This window comes from Streptomyces sp. R33 (genome assembly GCF_041200175.1).
Classification (GTDB): Bacteria; Actinomycetota; Actinomycetes; order Streptomycetales; family Streptomycetaceae; genus Streptomyces; species Streptomyces katrae_B.
Window position 1 is genome coordinate 6,840,733 of record NZ_CP165727.1, and the last position, 16,653, is coordinate 6,857,385.

A 16,653-nucleotide genomic window follows, 5' to 3' on the forward strand; every position below is an offset into this window, starting at 1 on the left:
GGACCCGCCAGGGTGGGGAGGGTGCACCGGCGTCCGCCAGCTGGACCGGAGGGCGGTGCACCGGCCCGGACGTGGGAGGATCGGGTGAGGCGGGTCCGGGCCGCGCACCCGGCCGCGCCGCCGCAGTACCAGGCGCGAGCATGAGGAGCATCGTTGAGCAGGTTGCGTTGGCTGACCGCCGGGGAGTCGCACGGTCCGGCGCTGGTGGCGACGCTGGAGGGGCTTCCCGCCGGCGTTCCGGTCACCACCGAGCTGGTGGCCGACCATCTGGCGCGGCGCCGGCTCGGGTACGGGCGCGGTGCGCGGATGAAGTTCGAGCAGGACGAGGTGACCTTCCTCGGCGGCGTCCGCCACGGTCTGTCCCTGGGTTCGCCGATCGCCGTCATGGTGGGCAACACCGAGTGGCCCAAGTGGGAGAAGGTCATGTCGGCCGACCCCGTGGACCCGTCGGAGCTGAAGGAGACGGGCCGCAACGCCCCCCTGACGCGTCCGCGCCCGGGCCACGCCGACCTCGCGGGCATGCAGAAGTACGGCTTCGACGAGGCCCGGCCGATCCTGGAGCGCGCCAGCGCCCGTGAGACCGCCGCCCGCGTCGCCCTCGGCGCCATCGCCCGGTCCTTCATCAAGGAGACCGCGGGCATCGAGATCGTCTCGCACGTCATCGAGCTGGCCGCGGCCAAGGCCCCGTACGGCGTGTACCCGACCCCCGCGGACGTGGAGAAGCTGGACGCGGACCCGGTGCGCTGCCTCGACGCGGACGCGTCGAAGGCGATGGTCGCCGAGATCGACCAGGCCCACAAGGACGGCGACACGCTCGGCGGCGTCGTCGAGGTCCTCGCGTACGGGGTCCCGGTCGGCCTCGGCTCGCACGTGCACTGGGACCGCCGCCTGGACGCCCGCCTCGCTGCCGCGCTGATGGGCATCCAGGCCATCAAGGGCGTCGAGGTCGGCGACGGCTTCGACCTGGCCCGCGTGCCGGGCTCGCAGGCGCACGACGAGATCGTGTCCACCCCCGAGGGCATCAAGCGCACCTCCGGCCGCTCCGGCGGCACCGAGGGCGGTCTGACCACCGGTGAGCTGCTGCGCGTACGGGCCGCCATGAAGCCGATCGCGACCGTCCCGAAGGCGCTCGCCACGGTCGACGTCGCGACCGGCGAGGCCGCTGCCGCGCACCACCAGCGCTCCGACGTCTGCGCCGTCCCCGCCGCGGGCATCGTCGCCGAGGCGATGGTCGCCCTCGTCCTCGCGGACGCGGTCGTCGAGAAGTTCGGCGGCGACTCGGTGCCCGAGACCCGCCGCAACGTCCGGGCCTACCTCGAGAACCTGCAGATCCGGTGACGGGCGGACCACTGGTCGTCCTCGTCGGCCCCATGGGGTCCGGCAAGTCCACGGTGGGGGCGATGCTCGCCGAACGGCTCGGCGTCCCCTACCGGGACACCGACGCCGACATCGTCGCGGCCCAGGGTCGCGAGATCTCGGACATCTTCGTCGACGAGGGCGAGCCGTACTTCCGTGAGCTCGAGCGACAGGCGGTCGCCGCCGCCCTCGCCGAGCACACCGGGGTCCTCGCCCTCGGCGGCGGCGCCGTCCTCGACGCGGGCACCCGGGAGCTGCTGGCCGGCCTGCCCGTCGCCTACCTCTCCATGGACGTCGAGGAAGCCGTCCGGCGCGTCGGCCTGGGCGCCGCGCGCCCGCTGCTCGCCGTCAACCCGCGCCGCCAGTGGCGCGAGCAGATGGACGCCAGGCGCCCCCTGTACACCGAAGTCGCGCGCGTCGTGGTGGCCACCGACGACCGCACCCCCGAAGAGGTCGCCCAGGCGGTCCTCGACGCTCTGGAGTTGAAGGACGTATGACAGACCAGGTGACGCGCATCCAGGTCGGCGCCGTAGCCGGACACGACGCGTACGACGTGCTGGTCGGCCGGCAGCTGCTCGGCGAGCTCGGCGCACTGATCGGTACGAAGGCCCAGCGGGTCGCCGTGATCCACCCCGAGGCGCTCGCCTCGACCGGTGAGGCACTGCGCGACGACCTGGCCGGGCAGGGCTACGAGGCGGTCGCCATCCAGGTGCCGAACGCCGAGGAGGCCAAGACGGCCGAGGTCGCCGCGTACTGCTGGAAGGCGCTGGGCCAGTCCGGGTTCACCCGCACCGACGTGATCGTCGGCGTCGGCGGCGGAGCCACCACGGACCTCGCGGGCTTCGTCGCGGCCACCTGGCTGCGCGGGGTGCGCTGGGTCGCCGTACCGACCACCGTCCTCGCGATGGTCGACGCGGCGGTCGGCGGCAAGACCGGCATCAACACCGCCGAGGGCAAGAACCTGGTGGGCTCCTTCCACCCGCCGGCCGGTGTGCTGTGCGACCTGGCGGCGCTGGACTCGCTGCCGGTCAACGACTACGTCAGCGGCCTCGCGGAGATCATCAAGGCCGGTTTCATCTCCGACCCGGTGATCCTCGACCTCATCGAGGCGGACCCGCACGGCGCGCGCACGCCCGACGGCCCGCACACGGCCGAGCTGATCACGCGCTCCATCCAGGTCAAGGCGGACGTCGTCTCCAGCGACCTCAAGGAGGCCGGGCTGCGGGAGATGCTCAACTACGGGCACACCCTCGCGCACGCCATCGAGAAGAACGAGCGCTACAAGTGGCGGCACGGCGCGGCCGTGTCCGTCGGCATGGTCTTCGCCGCCGAACTCGGCCGGCTCGCCGGCCGGCTCGATGACGCGACGGCCGACCGGCACCGGGAGATCCTCGCCGCCGTCGGCCTGCCGCTGACCTACCGCGGCGACCAGTGGCCCAAGCTGCTCCAGACCATGCAGGTCGACAAGAAGTCCCGCGGCAACCTGCTGCGCTTCATCGTCCTCGACGCACTGGCCAAGCCCACCGTCCTCGAGGGCCCCGACCCGGCGCACCTGATCGCCGCGTACGGCGAGGTGTCCGCGTGAGCCGTAAGGTCCTCGTGCTGAACGGCCCGAACCTGGGCCGGCTCGGCTCGCGCGAGCCCGACGTGTACGGGGCCACCTCGTACGCCGGGCTCGTGGAGAGCTGCCGCTCGCTGGGCGAGGAGCTCGGCTTCGACGTCGAGGTCCGCGAGACCAACGACGAGGGCGCGATCGTACGCTGGCTGCACGAGGCGGCGGACGGCAAGATCCCGGTCGTGATCAACCCGGGGGCCTTCACGCACTACTCGTACGCCATGCGGGACGCGGCCGCGCAGCGCACCGCGCCGCTGATCGAGGTGCACATCTCGAACCCGTACGCCCGCGAGGAGTTCCGGCACACGTCGGTCATCGCCTCGGTGGCGACGGGAACAGTGGCGGGCTTCGGCATCGGCTCGTACCGGCTGGCGCTGCGCGCACTGGCCGACGAACTCTGACGGTGCTGGTGGGCGGCTCCGCCCCCGCGGTCATATAACGTTCTCGCATCAGTCGGTGGAACGAGACGGAGTGGCAGCGGATGCAGCAAGGAGTGGGGGGCGGCGGAGCGGGCTGGGGGCAGCCGGGACATCATCCGGCGGCGCCCCCGCAGCCGCCCATACCCCCTGCGCAGGGGTGGCCGGTGCCTGCGCCGCCGCAGGCACCGGCGCCGCACGTGCCGCCGCCACCGCCGGGCGGCCCCGAGGCCACGACGGGGCACATTCCGCTGCCGCCCGCGGTGCCCGGCACCGGCGGCGCCACGCTGGCCGTGCTGCTGATCGGCCCGGCGGGCGCGGGCAAGACCACGGTGGCCCGGCACTGGGCCAGCACCCGGCCCGTGCCGACCGCGCACGTGAGCCTGGACGACGTCCGGGAATGGGTGTGCTCGGGCTTCGCGGACCCGCAGGCGGGCTGGAACGACCACTCCGAGGCCCAGTACCGGCTGGCCCGCCGCACCTGCGGCTTCGCCGCCCGCAACTTCCTGGCCAACGGGATCTCCTGCATCCTCGACGACGCCGTCTTCCCGGACCGGCCCGTGGTGGGCCTGGGCGGCTGGAAGCGGCACGTCGGCCCCGCCCTGCTGCCCGTCGTCCTCCTGCCCGGCCTGGAGATCGTCCTCGAGCGCAATGCCGCCCGCTCGGGCAACCGGCGCCTCTCGGACGAGGAAGTCGCCCGCATCCACGGCCGGATGGCCGGCTGGTACGGCTCCGGCCTGCCGATCATCGACAACTCGGACCTGGACGTGGAAGGCACCTCCCGGGCCCTGGACGAGGCCCTGGCCCGGGCCATCGCGGCCCCCGCCTTCTGACCGCCGCCGCGGGCCGGGCCCTCGTACGGGTGTGCTCACCAGGCCGGATGCGCGGGGCGCTCGTAGGCTCGAAGACATGTCAGACGTGTACGCGGCCCGCCGGGGCCTGCTTCGCGACCGCTGTGCCGCCGCGGGGAACGCCGCCGCACTGATCACGCGTCCGGCGAACGTCCGCTACCTCGCCGGGGCGTCCCCGCCGGGCGCCGTCCTGCTCGTCGGACCGGGCGGCGAGGACATGCTGTTCACCGTCGGCCCGCCCAGCGGCGAGGCCGACGAGGGACGCCTCGACGACCGGCTCAGACTCTCCGTGCTGTCCGCCCCCGGCAGCGACGCGGCCGTCGCGGCCGGCGACATGGCCGGCTCCCTGCGCGCCGACTCGCTGGCCGTCGAGGAGCACCACCTCACCGTCGCCCGGCACCGCGCCCTGCGCTCCGTCGCGCCCAAGCTGCGGCTCGCCGACCTCGGGTTCTCCGTGGAGCAGCAGCGCCTCGTCAAGGACGAGGAGGAGATCGCCTGTCTGCGGATCGCCGCCGAGATCGCCGACCAGGCGCTCGGCGAGCTGCTCGAGTCGATCCTGGTGGGCCGCACCGAACGCCACCTCGCCCTGGAACTGGAGCGCCGCCTCGTCGACCACGGGGCCGACGGGCCCGCCTTCCCGACCTCCGTCGGCACCGGACCGAACTCGGGCAGCTCCCGGCACCGCCCGTCCGACCGCCGCGTCGAGGAGGGCGACTTCCTCTCCGTCTGCCTCGGCGCCAACTACCGCGGCTACCGCTGCGAGATCGGCCGGACGTTCGTGATCGGCACCAGCCCGGCCGACTGGCAGATCGAGCTCTACGATCTCGTTTTCGCGGCCCAGCGGGCAGGACGCGAGGCCCTCGTGCCGGGCGCCGCGTACCGCGAGGTCGACCGGGCCGCGCGCTCCGTACTGGACTCCGCAGGGCATGGTGAAGCCCTCGCTCCGTGGACCGGACACGGCGTCGGCCTCGAAATCGACGAGGACCCGCAGCTTGCACCTACGGCAATGGGTAAACTGGACGCTTGCGTGCCGGTCACCGTCGAACCGGGGGTTCACCTCCCGGGCCGGGGAGGTGTCCGGATCGATGACACGCTCGTCGTACGCCCCGAGGCGGACGGCGGTCCCGAGCTACTCACCATTACGACCAAGGAGCTGCTCGCGCTCTAGCCCGCTGCGGCGGGCTGTGCGCGCACCCGTGGTCTTCCAGTGCAGGAGATTCCGCAACCGTGGCTTCCACGAACGACCTCAAGAACGGCATGGTGCTCAAGCTCGACGGTGACCAGCTCTGGTCCGTCGTCGAGTTCCAGCACGTCAAGCCCGGCAAGGGCCCGGCCTTCGTGCGCACCAAGCTCAAGCACGTGCTCTCCGGCAAGGTCGTCGACAAGACGTTCAACGCCGGCACGAAGGTCGAGACGGCCACCATCGACCGCCGCGACATGCAGTTCTCGTACATGGACGGCGAGTACTTCGTCTTCATGGACATGCAGACCTACGACCAGCTGATGGTCGACCGCAAGGCCGTCGGCGACGCCGCCAACTTCCTGATCGAGGGCTTCACCGCCTCGGTCGCCCAGCACGAGGGCGAGGTGCTCTACGTCGAGCTCCCGGCCGCCGTCGAGCTCGTCATCGAGCACACCGACCCGGGCGTCCAGGGCGACCGCTCCACCGGTGGCACCAAGCCGGCGCGCCTGGAGACCGGCTACGAGATCCAGGTCCCGCTCTTCGTCACCACGGGCGAGAAGGTCAAGGTCGACACCCGCACCAGCGACTACCTCGGCCGGGTGAGCAGCTAACCGTGGCTGCCCGCAGCAACGCGCGCAAGCGCGCCTTCCAGATCCTGTTCGAGGCCGACCAGCGCGGGGTGCCCGTGCGCGAGGTCCTCGCGGACTGGATCCGCCACGCGCGGTCGGACGACCGGCAGCCGCCCGTCAGCGCCTTCACGATGGATCTCGTCGAGGGTTACGCCGACAAGGTGAACCGCATCGACGACCTGATCGTCACCTACGCCGTGGACTGGGAACTCGACCGCATGCCGGTCGTGGACCGGAACATCCTGCGGCTCGGTGCCTACGAGCTGATCTGGGTGGACGACACCCCGGACGCCGTGGCCATCGACGAGGCCGTCCAGCTGGCCAAGGAATTCTCGACGGACGAGTCCCCCTCGTTCGTGAACGGGCTGCTGGCCCGCTTCAAGGACCTGAAGCCGAGCCTGCGCCGGGGCGAGTAGCCCGCGGCGGTTCGGCGAGAACGGAGGGCCCGCAGCGCACATGCGCCGCGGGCCCTCCGTTTCTGCTTCCGGTTCCGCTTCCGCTTCCGTCTGTGCTCCTGCTGCACCCGGAGATGCGAAACCGGCGCGGGCCGGGAGCCACGGTCGGCTCCCGGCCCGCGCCGGTAACGTTTCTGCTGGTCCTGGGGGCGGGGACTAGATGTCCTCGTGCGCCACGGCGCGACGGGCATCCGCGTCGAGCACGCCCCAGCTGATCAGCTGCTCGGTCAGGACCGAGGGGGACTGGTCGTAGATGACGGCCAGGGTGCGCAGGTCGTCCTGACGGATCGACAGCACCTTGCCGTTGTAGTCCCCGCGCTGGCTCTGGATGGTCGCCGCGTACCGCTGCAGCGGGCCGGCCTTCTCGGCGGGCACGCCCGCGAGGCGCTCCAGGTCGAGGCGCAGCTTCGGCGGCGGCTCGGCCGCCCCGCCGGGAGTCGTGCCCGGCAGGAGCTCCTGCACCGGAACCCCGTAGAAGTCCGCCAGCTCGGCGAGGCGCTGGACGGTCACGGCGCGGTCCCCGCGCTCGTACGATCCGACCACCACGGCCTTCCACCGGCCCTGGGACTTCTCCTCGACACCATGGAGGGAGAGGCCCTGCTGGGTGCGGATGGCGCGGAGCTTGGCCCCGAGCTGTTTGGCGTATTCGCTGGACATAACGCTCCCGGACGCTGTGACGCTGTGACGACATGGACGCTGACGACATGGACCACGTGCGGCTCCGCCGCGCGGCTGGTAACTCACTGTGAGGTTACGCAGCGTTACTTGGATGCGTCAAGCCGAATGCTCTCCGACGCCCACGTACGAGGGGCGCGTACAGGCCCGGTGCCGGTTCCCCGCCAGGGCCCTGGTACCGTGGACGACGTACATCAGACGTCCTTTAAGGTCCGTCCCGTGAGGCGGAGAAGGAGGTCCTTTTCATGGACGCTCAGGCTGCTCAGAACGTCGATGCCCAGGGCATCGAGGCGATGCGCCCCGTGCTCGAGGCACAGGACATCGCGCGGGTGCTGACCCGCATCGCCCACGAGATCGTCGAACGCGCCAAGGGCGCCGACGACGTGGTGCTCCTCGGCATTCCCACCCGCGGTGTGTACCTCGCCCGCCGGCTGGCCGCCAAGCTCGAAGAGATCACCGGCACGAAGATCCCGGTCGGATCCCTCGACATCACCATGTACCGCGACGACCTGCGGATGAAGCCCGCCCGCGCGATCGGCCGCACCGAGATCCCCGGCGACGACATCGACGGACGCCTCGTCGTCCTCGTCGACGACGTGCTCTTCTCCGGCCGCACCATCCGAGCCGCCCTCGACGCACTGGGCGACCTCGGCCGCCCCCGCGCCGTACAGCTCGCGGTCCTCGTCGACCGCGGCCACCGCGAGCTGCCGATCCGCGCGGACTACGTCGGCAAGAACCTCCCCACGTCGCTGCGGGAGACCGTCAAGGTCCAGCTCCAGGAGGAGGACGGCCGCGACGCCGTGCTGCTCGGCCAGCGGACCGACACGGCGGCCGGGCAGTAGCCCGTACGAGTGAGGGCCCCGAACGCGGGGGCCCGTGCGCGAGCCTGCCCGCCGGGCCGCACCCCGTCCCGCCCGCCGCTCTGCCCTCCCCACCGCTCTGACCTCATCGACTTACGGAGCACCCTGATGAAGCGCCACCTCATCTCGGCCGCCGATCTCACGCGCGACGACGCCGTCCTCATCCTCGACACCGCCGAGGAGATGGCCCGCGTCGCGGACCGGCCGATCAAGAAGCTGCCCACCCTGCGCGGCCTCACGGTCGTCAACCTCTTCTTCGAGGACTCGACCCGCACCCGGATCTCCTTCGAGGCGGCCGCCAAGCGGCTCTCCGCCGACGTCATCAACTTCTCCGCCAAGGGCTCCTCGGTCTCCAAGGGCGAGTCCCTGAAGGACACCGCGCTGACCCTCGAGGCCATGGGCGCGGACGCGGTCGTCATCCGCCACCACGCCTCCGGCGCCCCCTACCGGCTCGCGACCTCCGGCTGGATCGACTCCGCCGTCGTCAACGCCGGCGACGGCACCCACGAGCACCCCACCCAGGCCCTGCTGGACGCCTTCACCATGCGCCGCCGCCTGGTCGGCCGCGACGCCGGCCTCGGCAAGGACCTGAACGGCCGCCGCATCACCATCGTCGGCGACGTCCTGCACAGCCGGGTCGCCCGCTCCAACGTCCAGCTGCTCCACACGCTCGGCGCCGAGGTCACCGTCGTGGCCCCGCCCACCCTGGTCCCGATCGGCGTCGAGAGCTGGCCCTGCGAGGTCTCGTACAACCTCGACGAGGTGCTGCCGAAGTCCGACGCGGTCATGATGCTGCGTGTGCAGCGCGAACGCATGAACGCCGCCTTCTTCCCCACCGAGCGCGAGTACTCCCGCCGGTACGGGCTCGACGGCGACCGCATGGCCAAGATGCCCGAGCACGCCATCGTCATGCACCCCGGCCCGATGAACCGCGGCATGGAGATCACCGCCGAGGTCGCCGACTCCGACCGCTGCACCGCCGTCGAGCAGGTCGCCAACGGCGTCTCCACCCGGATGGCCGTCCTGTACCTGCTGCTCGGAGGCTCCGAGCCGGCCGTCACCACCACCAGCACGCCCCGTATCGAGGAGAGCAAGTAATCATGAGCAAGATCCTGATTCGTGGGGCGAAGGTTCTCGGCGGCGAGGCGCAGGACGTCCTGATCGACGGCGAGACCATCGCCGAGGTCGGCACCGGGCTGTCCGCCGAGGGCGCGACCGTCATCGAGGCCGAGGGCCAGGTCCTCCTCCCCGGCCTCGTCGACCTGCACACCCACCTGCGCGAGCCCGGCCGCGAGGACTCCGAGACCGTCCTGACCGGCACCCGCGCCGCCGCCTCCGGCGGCTACACCGCCGTCTTCGCCATGGCGAACACCTTCCCCGTCGCCGACACCGCCGGCGTCGTCGAGCAGGTCTGGCGCCTCGGCAAGGAGTCCGGCTACTGCGACGTGCAGCCCATCGGCGCCGTCACCGTCGGCCTCGAGGGCAAGCAGCTCTCCGAGCTGGGCGCCATGCACGAGTCCGCAGCCCGCGTCACCGTCTTCTCCGACGACGGCAAGTGCGTCGACGACGCCGTGATCATGCGCCGCGCCCTGGAGTACGTGAAGGCCTTCGGCGGCGTCGTCGCCCAGCACGCCCAGGAGCCCCGCCTGACCGAGGGCGCCCAGATGAACGAGGGCGTCGTCTCCGCCGAGCTGGGTCTGGGCGGCTGGCCGGCCGTCGCCGAGGAGTCGATCATCGCCCGCGACGTGCTCCTCGCCGAGCACGTCGGCTCCCGCGTGCACATCTGCCACCTCTCCACCGCCGGCTCCGTCGAGATCGTGCGCTGGGCCAAGTCCCGCGGCATCGACGTCACCGCCGAGGTCACCCCGCACCACCTGCTCCTCACCGACGAGCTGGTCCGCTCGTACAACGCGGTCTACAAGGTCAACCCGCCGCTGCGCACCGAGCGCGACGTGATGGCCCTGCGCGAGGCGCTCGCCGACGGCACGATCGACATCGTCGCCACCGACCACGCCCCGCACCCGCACGAGGACAAGGACTGCGAGTGGGCCGCCGCCGCCATGGGCATGGTGGGCCTGGAGACCGCGCTCTCCGTCGTCCAGCAGACGATGGTCGAGACCGGACTGCTCGACTGGGCGGGCGTCGCCGAGCGGATGTCCTTCGCCCCGGCGCGGATCGGCAGCCTGGACCACCACGGCCGCCCCGTCTCGGCAGGTGAACCCGCGAACCTGACGCTGGTCGATACCTCGTACCGTGGTGTCGTGGACCCCGCACACTTCGCCTCCCGCAGCCGCAACACGCCTTACGAGGGCCGTGAGCTGCCGGGTCGCGTCACTCACACCTTCCTGCGGGGCCGGGCAACGGTCGTGGACGGGAATCTGGCGTGACACCTGCAGTAATCCATCTGGCCGCCGAGGCCGCCGAACGACGGTCGGCGGAGGTGACGGACTGGGGCGCCCGCATCGCGTGGGTGATCGGTCTGCTCGTCCTCATCGCGTTCGTGTACTGGCTGATGCGGCAGGGCTGGAAATGGCGCGGCGCCCTGCAGAGCGATCTGCCGGAGCTGCCCGCCGCCCCCGGCGGTCTCCCCGAGCACCGGCTGGCCCTGACCGGCCGGTACCACGGGTCCACCACCGCCGGGCAGTGGCTCGACCGGATCGTCGCCCACGGTCTGGGCGTCCGCAGCCGGGTCGAGCTCACGCTCACCGACGCGGGCCTCGACGTGGTCCGTCCGGGTGCCACCGACTTCTTCGTACCGGCCGCGCAGCTGCGCGGCGCCCGCCTCGACAAGGGAATCGCGGGCAAGGTACTCACCGAGGGCGGTCTCCTCGTCGTCACCTGGGCGCACGGCGACAAGCTGATCGACTCCGGATTCCGCTCCGACCGCGCGGCCGAACACGCCGCCTGGGTCGAAGCACTCAATCTCATGAACCAATCCATCACGACGGAAGGCGCCGAACGATGACGACCTCCACCAGGGGAGCAGCCAAAGCTCCCGCCGTACTCGTCCTGGAGGACGGTCGGATGTTCCGCGGCCGCGCCTACGGCGCTGTGGGGGAGACCTTCGGCGAGGCCGTGTTCTCCACCGGCATGACCGGCTACCAGGAGACCCTCACCGACCCGTCGTACCACCGGCAGGTCGTCGTGATGACCGCCCCGCACGTGGGCAACACCGGCGTCAACGACGAGGACCCCGAGTCCTCCCGCATCTGGGTCTCCGGATACGTCGTCCGCGACCCCGCCCGCATCCCCTCCAACTGGCGCTCGCAGCGCTCGCTGGACGAGGAACTGGTCAAGCAGGGCGTCGTCGGCATCTGCGGCATCGACACCCGCGCGCTGACCCGCCACCTGCGCGAGCGCGGCGCCATGCGCGTCGGCATCTTCTCCGGCGAGGCCTGGGCGCACGTCCGCGACGAGGCCCTGCTGGCGAAGGTCCAGGCGTCCCCGCAGATGAAGGGCGCGAACCTCTCCGCCGAGGTCGCCACCAAGGAGACGTACGTCGTCCCCGCGATCGGGGAGAAGAGGTTCACCGTCGCCGCCGTCGACCTCGGCATCAAGGGCATGACCCCGCACCGGATGGCCGAACGCGGCATCGAGGTGCACGTGCTGCCCGCCACCGCGACCGTCGAGGACGTGTACGCGGTCAACCCGGACGGCGTGTTCTTCTCCAACGGCCCGGGCGACCCGGCCACCGCCGACGGCCCCGTCGCCGTCATGCAGGGCGTCCTGGAGCGCAAGACCCCGCTCTTCGGCATCTGCTTCGGCAACCAGATCCTGGGCCGCGCGCTCGGCTTCGGCACGTACAAGCTGAAGTACGGCCACCGCGGCATCAACCAGCCGGTGCAGGACCGCACCACCGGCAAGGTCGAGGTCACCGCGCACAACCACGGCTTCGCCGTCGACGCGCCCCTCGACAAGGTCTCCGAGACCCCCTACGGCCGTGCCGAGGTCTCCCACGTCTGCCTGAACGACCAGGTCGTCGAAGGCCTCCAGCTGCTCGACCAGCCGGCCTTCTCCGTCCAGTACCACCCCGAAGCAGCAGCCGGCCCGCACGACGCCGCCTACCTCTTCGACCGTTTCGTAACCCTGATGGAGGCCGAGCGTGCCTAAGCGCACCGATATCCAGTCCGTCCTGGTCATCGGCTCCGGCCCGATCGTCATCGGCCAGGCCGCCGAGTTCGACTACTCCGGCACCCAGGCCTGCCGCATCCTCAAGGCCGAGGGCCTGCGGGTCATCCTGGTGAACTCCAACCCCGCGACGATCATGACCGACCCGGAGATCGCCGACGCCACGTACGTCGAGCCGATCACCCCCGAGTTCGTCGAGAAGATCATCGCCAAGGAGCGCCCCGACGCGCTGCTCCCCACCCTCGGCGGCCAGACCGCGCTCAACACCGCCATCTCCATGCACGAGCAGGGTGTGCTGGAGAAGTACGGCGTCGAGCTCATCGGCGCCAACGTCGAGGCCATCAACAAGGGCGAGGACCGCGACCTCTTCAAGGGCGTCGTCGAGGCCGTCAAGGCCAAGATCGGCTACGGCGAGTCCGCCCGCTCGGTCATCTGCCACTCGATGGACGACGTCCTCAAGGGCGTCGAGACCCTCGGCGGCTACCCCGTCGTCGTCCGCCCCTCCTTCACCATGGGCGGCGCCGGCTCCGGCTTCGCCCACGACGAGGACGAGCTGCGCCGCATCGCCGGCCAGGGCCTCACGCTCTCCCCGACCACCGAGGTGCTCCTGGAGGAGTCCATCCTCGGCTGGAAGGAGTACGAGCTGGAGCTGATGCGCGACACCAAGGACAACGTCGTCGTCGTCTGCTCCATCGAGAACTTCGACCCGATGGGCGTCCACACCGGCGACTCCATCACCGTCGCCCCGGCGATGACGCTGACCGACCGCGAGTACCAGCGGCTGCGCGACATCGGCATCGCGATCATCCGCGAGGTCGGCGTCGACACCGGCGGCTGCAACATCCAGTTCGCGATCGACCCGGTCGACGGCCGTGTCATCGTCATCGAGATGAACCCGCGCGTCTCGCGTTCCTCGGCGCTCGCGTCGAAGGCCACCGGCTTCCCGATCGCCAAGATCGCCGCCAAGCTGGCCATCGGCTACACGCTCGACGAGGTCCCCAACGACATCACCGAGAAGACGCCGGCCTCCTTCGAGCCGTCCCTCGACTACGTCGTCGTCAAGGCCCCGCGCTTCGCCTTCGAGAAGTTCCCGCTGGCCGACGCCACCCTCACCACCACCATGAAGTCGGTGGGCGAGGCCATGGCCATCGGCCGCAACTTCACCGAGGCCCTCCAGAAGGCCCTGCGCTCCCTGGAGAAGAAGGGCTCGCAGTTCACCTTCGTCGGAGACCCCGGCGACAAGACCGAACTGCTGGCCACCGCGGTCCGCCCGACCGACGGCCGCATCAACACCGTCATGCAGGCCATCCGCGCCGGCGCCACCCAGGAAGAGGTCTTCGAGTCCACGAAGATCGACCCCTGGTTCGTCGACCAGCTGTTCCTGATCAAGGAAATCGCGGACGAGCTGGCAGGCGCCGAGAAGCTCGAGCCCGAGCTCCTCGCCGAGGCCAAGCGGCACGGCTTCTCCGACGCCCAGATCGCCGAGATCCGCGGCCTGCGCGAGGACGTCGTCCGGGAGGTCCGCCACGCGCTGGGCGTCCGCCCCGTCTACAAGACGGTCGACACCTGCGCCGCCGAGTTCGCCGCGAAGACCCCGTACTTCTACTCCTCGTACGACGAGGAGTCCGAGGTCGCGCCCCGCACCAAGCCCGCGGTGATCATCCTGGGCTCCGGCCCGAACCGCATCGGCCAGGGCATCGAGTTCGACTACTCCTGCGTCCACGCCTCCTTCGCGCTCAGCGACGCGGGCTACGAGACCGTGATGGTCAACTGCAACCCGGAGACCGTCTCGACGGACTACGACACCTCCGACCGCCTGTACTTCGAGCCGCTGACGCTCGAGGACGTGCTGGAGATCGTCCACGCCGAGTCGCTCGCCGGCCCCATCGCCGGTGTCGTCGTCCAGCTCGGCGGCCAGACCCCCCTCGGTCTCGCCCAGGCCCTCAAGGACAACGGCGTCCCCGTCGTCGGCACCTCGCCCGAGGCCATCCACGCCGCCGAGGACCGCGGCGCCTTCGGCCAGGTCCTCGCCGAGGCCGGCCTGCCCGCCCCCAAGCACGGCACCGCGACCACCTTCGCAGGCGCGAAGGCCATCGCCGACGAGATCGGCTACCCGGTCCTCGTCCGCCCCTCGTACGTGCTCGGCGGCCGCGGCATGGAGATCGTCTACGACGAGGCCCGCCTGGAGTCGTACATCGCCGAGTCCACCGAGATCTCGCCGACGCGCCCCGTGCTGGTCGACCGCTTCCTCGACGACGCCATCGAGATCGACGTCGACGCCCTCTACGACGGCACCGAGCTCTACCTCGGCGGCGTCATGGAGCACATCGAGGAAGCCGGCATCCACTCCGGCGACTCCGCCTGCGCCCTGCCCCCGATCACCCTCGGCGGCTTCGACATCAAGCGGCTGCGCGCCTCCACCGAGGCCATCGCCAAGGGCGTCGGCGTCCGCGGCCTGATCAACATCCAGTTCGCGATGGCGGGTGACATCCTCTACGTCCTGGAGGCCAACCCGCGCGCCTCCCGCACCGTCCCCTTCACCTCGAAGGCGACCGCGGTCCCGCTCGCGAAGGCCGCCGCCCGCATCTCGCTCGGCACCACCATCGCCGAGCTGCGCGAAGAGGGCATGCTGCCGAAGACCGGCGACGGCGGCACCCTGCCGCTCGACGCGCCGATCTCCGTCAAGGAGGCCGTCATGCCGTGGTCGCGCTTCCGCGACATCCACGGCCGCGGCGTCGACACCGTCCTCGGCCCGGAGATGCGCTCCACCGGCGAGGTCATGGGCATCGACTCCGTCTTCGGCACGGCGTACGCCAAGTCGCAGGCCGGCGCCTACGGCCCGCTGCCCACCAAGGGCCGCGCGTTCATCTCCGTCGCCAACCGCGACAAGCGCTCGATGATCTTCCCGGCGCGCGAGCTGGTCGCCCACGGCTTCGAGCTGATGGCCACCTCCGGCACCGCCGAGGTGCTGCGCCGCAACGGCATCAACGCCACCGTGGTGCGCAAGCTCAGCGAGGGCGAGGGCCCGAACGGCGAGAAGACCATCGTCCAGCTGATCCACGACGGCCAGGTCGACCTGATCGTCAACACCCCGTACGGCACCGGCGGCCGCCTCGACGGCTACGAGATCCGCACGGCGGCCGTGGCGCGCAGCGTCCCGTGCCTGACCACGGTCCAGGCGCTCGCCGCGGCCGTCCAGGGCATCGACGCGCTCAACCGCGGCGACGTGGGCGTGCGCTCCCTCCAGGAGCACGCGGAGCACCTGACCGCCGCCCGCGACTAGCAGCCCGTACAGGGGAGGGGGACACCGGATTCGCGCAAGCGACGGGTGTCCCCCTCTTCATGAGCGCACGAGGGGATCTTCTCCACATGTACAAACTCTTCTTCGACCTCGTCTTCAAGCGGATGGACCCGGAGCAGGCCCACTACCTGGCCTTCCGCTGGATCCGGCTCGCGGCCCGCACCCCGGTGCTGCGCACCTTCGTGGCGGCGGCCCTGGCCCCGCGCCACAAGGAGCTGCGGACCGAGGCGCTCGGGCTGCGCATGCACGGCCCCTTCGGCCTCGCGGCGGGCTTCGACAAGAACGCCGTCGCCATCGACGGCATGTCCATGCTCGGCTTCGACCACATCGAGATCGGCACGGTCACGGCGCAGGCGCAGCCGGGCAACCCCAAGAAGCGGCTGTTCCGGCTCGTGCCGGACCGCGCGCTGATCAACCGGATGGGCTTCAACAACGAGGGCTCCGCTGCCGTGGCTGCCCGTCTGGCGGCCCGTGTGCCCGTTTTCAACACGGTCGTGGGCGTCAACATCGGCAAGACCAAGGTCGTGCCCGAGGAGGAGGCGGTGGCGGACTACGTCGTCTCCACCGAGCGCCTGGCCCGCCACGCGGACTACCTGGTCGTGAACGTCTCCTCGCCGAACACCCCGGGCCTGCGCAACCTCCAGGCCACCGAGTCCCTCCGGCCGCTCCTGACGGCCGTACGCGAGGCCGCGGACCGCACGGTGACCGACCGCCGGGTCCCGCTCCTGGTGAAGATCGCGCCGGACCTCGCCGACGAGGACGTGGACGCGGTCGCGGACCTGGCCCTGGAGCTGGGCCTGGACGGCATCATCGCGACGAACACCACCATCGCGCGGGAGGGGCTCGGCCTGAAGTCCGCCCCGTCCCTCGTGAAGGAGACCGGCGGCCTGTCCGGCGCCCCGGTCAAGGAGCGCTCCCTGGAGGTCCTGCGCCGCCTGTACGCCCGTGTGGGCGACCGCCTGGTGCTGGTGGGCGTCGGGGGCATCGAGAACGCCGAGGACGCCTGGCAGCGGATCCTGGCCGGCGCGACCCTGATCCAGGGGTACAGCGCGTTCATCTACGAGGGCCCGTTCTACGCCCGCGCCATCCACAAGGGCCTGGCCGCGCGCCTGGCCGTCAGCCCGTACGCGACCCTCGCCGAGGCCGTCGGCGCCGAAACCCGAAAGGCCGCCCAGTGACCGAGA

Annotated in this window: 16 protein-coding genes; 15 read left to right on the plus strand and 1 reads right to left on the minus strand. The window is 71.3% G+C overall.

All coding sequences use genetic code 11. The features are described 5' to 3' along the window. Positions 1-153: 153 nt before the first annotated feature. The 8 genes from aroC (at position 154) to nusB (ending at position 6,466) form a co-directional block, all read left to right on the plus strand. Positions 154-1,338: a chorismate synthase gene (gene aroC, locus AB5J51_RS31485; RefSeq protein WP_037634575.1), complete on the plus strand. Its 1,185-nt coding sequence runs from the start codon at positions 154-156 to the stop codon at positions 1,336-1,338. Beyond that, entirely contained in the window at positions 1,335-1,853 is a 519-nt protein-coding gene (locus AB5J51_RS31490; protein ID WP_369779172.1) for a shikimate kinase, read from the plus strand. Before aroC ends, AB5J51_RS31490 begins: the two co-directional genes overlap by 4 nt. Continuing rightward, positions 1,850-2,941, plus strand: coding sequence for a 3-dehydroquinate synthase (aroB, locus tag AB5J51_RS31495; RefSeq protein WP_053786070.1), 1,092 nt, complete (start codon positions 1,850-1,852; stop codon positions 2,939-2,941). Before AB5J51_RS31490 ends, aroB begins: the two co-directional genes overlap by 4 nt. Beyond that, positions 2,938-3,372 (plus strand): type II 3-dehydroquinate dehydratase, encoded by a 435-nt coding sequence (aroQ, locus tag AB5J51_RS31500; protein ID WP_053786071.1) that lies wholly within the window; start codon positions 2,938-2,940, stop codon positions 3,370-3,372. Before aroB ends, aroQ begins: the two co-directional genes overlap by 4 nt. A gap of 80 nt (positions 3,373-3,452) precedes the next feature. Beyond that, positions 3,453-4,220, plus strand: coding sequence for an AAA family ATPase (locus tag AB5J51_RS31505; RefSeq protein ID WP_063785134.1), 768 nt, complete (start codon positions 3,453-3,455; stop codon positions 4,218-4,220). 76 nt (positions 4,221-4,296) lie between these two features. Next, the gene (locus AB5J51_RS31510; protein WP_053786073.1) at positions 4,297-5,406 is read left to right on the plus strand and encodes an aminopeptidase P family protein; all 1,110 of its coding nucleotides are present in this window, start codon (positions 4,297-4,299) and stop codon (positions 5,404-5,406) included. Positions 5,407-5,465: 59 nt separating this feature from the next. Beyond that, positions 5,466-6,032 carry an elongation factor P gene (gene efp / locus AB5J51_RS31515; RefSeq protein WP_030294581.1) on the plus strand — a complete coding sequence of 189 codons (567 nt, stop codon included), beginning with the start codon at positions 5,466-5,468 and terminating at the stop codon, positions 6,030-6,032. A gap of 2 nt (positions 6,033-6,034) precedes the next feature. Then, positions 6,035-6,466 (plus strand): transcription antitermination factor NusB, encoded by a 432-nt coding sequence (gene nusB, locus AB5J51_RS31520; RefSeq protein ID WP_030294584.1) that lies wholly within the window; start codon positions 6,035-6,037, stop codon positions 6,464-6,466. A gap of 195 nt (positions 6,467-6,661) precedes the next feature. Here the strand turns inward: nusB and bldD are convergent, their stop codons facing one another. Next, positions 6,662-7,162, minus strand: coding sequence for a transcriptional regulator BldD (bldD, locus tag AB5J51_RS31525; RefSeq protein WP_007263032.1), 501 nt, complete (start codon positions 7,160-7,162; stop codon positions 6,662-6,664). A 263-nt stretch (positions 7,163-7,425) separates the two neighbouring features. On the opposite strand from bldD, the gene pyrR reads away from it, so the two are divergent. The 7 genes from pyrR (at position 7,426) to AB5J51_RS31560 (ending at position 16,647) form a co-directional block, all read left to right on the plus strand. Continuing rightward, positions 7,426-8,022, plus strand: coding sequence for a bifunctional pyr operon transcriptional regulator/uracil phosphoribosyltransferase PyrR (gene pyrR / locus AB5J51_RS31530; protein WP_053786074.1), 597 nt, complete (start codon positions 7,426-7,428; stop codon positions 8,020-8,022). A gap of 126 nt (positions 8,023-8,148) precedes the next feature. Continuing rightward, entirely contained in the window at positions 8,149-9,138 is a 990-nt protein-coding gene (locus AB5J51_RS31535) for an aspartate carbamoyltransferase catalytic subunit (protein WP_030294587.1), read from the plus strand. Positions 9,139-9,140: 2 nt separating this feature from the next. Beyond that, positions 9,141-10,427 carry a dihydroorotase gene (locus tag AB5J51_RS31540; protein WP_030294589.1) on the plus strand — a complete coding sequence of 429 codons (1,287 nt, stop codon included), beginning with the start codon at positions 9,141-9,143 and terminating at the stop codon, positions 10,425-10,427. Beyond that, a complete protein-coding gene (locus AB5J51_RS31545) occupies positions 10,424-11,005 on the plus strand; it encodes a hypothetical protein (protein WP_053786075.1) in 582 nt (193 codons plus the stop codon). The genes AB5J51_RS31540 and AB5J51_RS31545 overlap by 4 nt, the downstream gene beginning before the upstream one ends. Beyond that, positions 11,002-12,150 carry a glutamine-hydrolyzing carbamoyl-phosphate synthase small subunit gene (gene carA / locus AB5J51_RS31550; RefSeq protein ID WP_053786076.1) on the plus strand — a complete coding sequence of 383 codons (1,149 nt, stop codon included), beginning with the start codon at positions 11,002-11,004 and terminating at the stop codon, positions 12,148-12,150. Before AB5J51_RS31545 ends, carA begins: the two co-directional genes overlap by 4 nt. After that, the gene (gene carB / locus AB5J51_RS31555) at positions 12,143-15,451 is read left to right on the plus strand and encodes a carbamoyl-phosphate synthase large subunit (protein WP_053786077.1); all 3,309 of its coding nucleotides are present in this window, start codon (positions 12,143-12,145) and stop codon (positions 15,449-15,451) included. The genes carA and carB overlap by 8 nt, the downstream gene beginning before the upstream one ends. A gap of 86 nt (positions 15,452-15,537) precedes the next feature. Then, positions 15,538-16,647 carry a quinone-dependent dihydroorotate dehydrogenase gene (locus AB5J51_RS31560; protein ID WP_133898570.1) on the plus strand — a complete coding sequence of 370 codons (1,110 nt, stop codon included), beginning with the start codon at positions 15,538-15,540 and terminating at the stop codon, positions 16,645-16,647. The last annotated feature ends 6 nt before the right edge of the window (positions 16,648-16,653 follow it).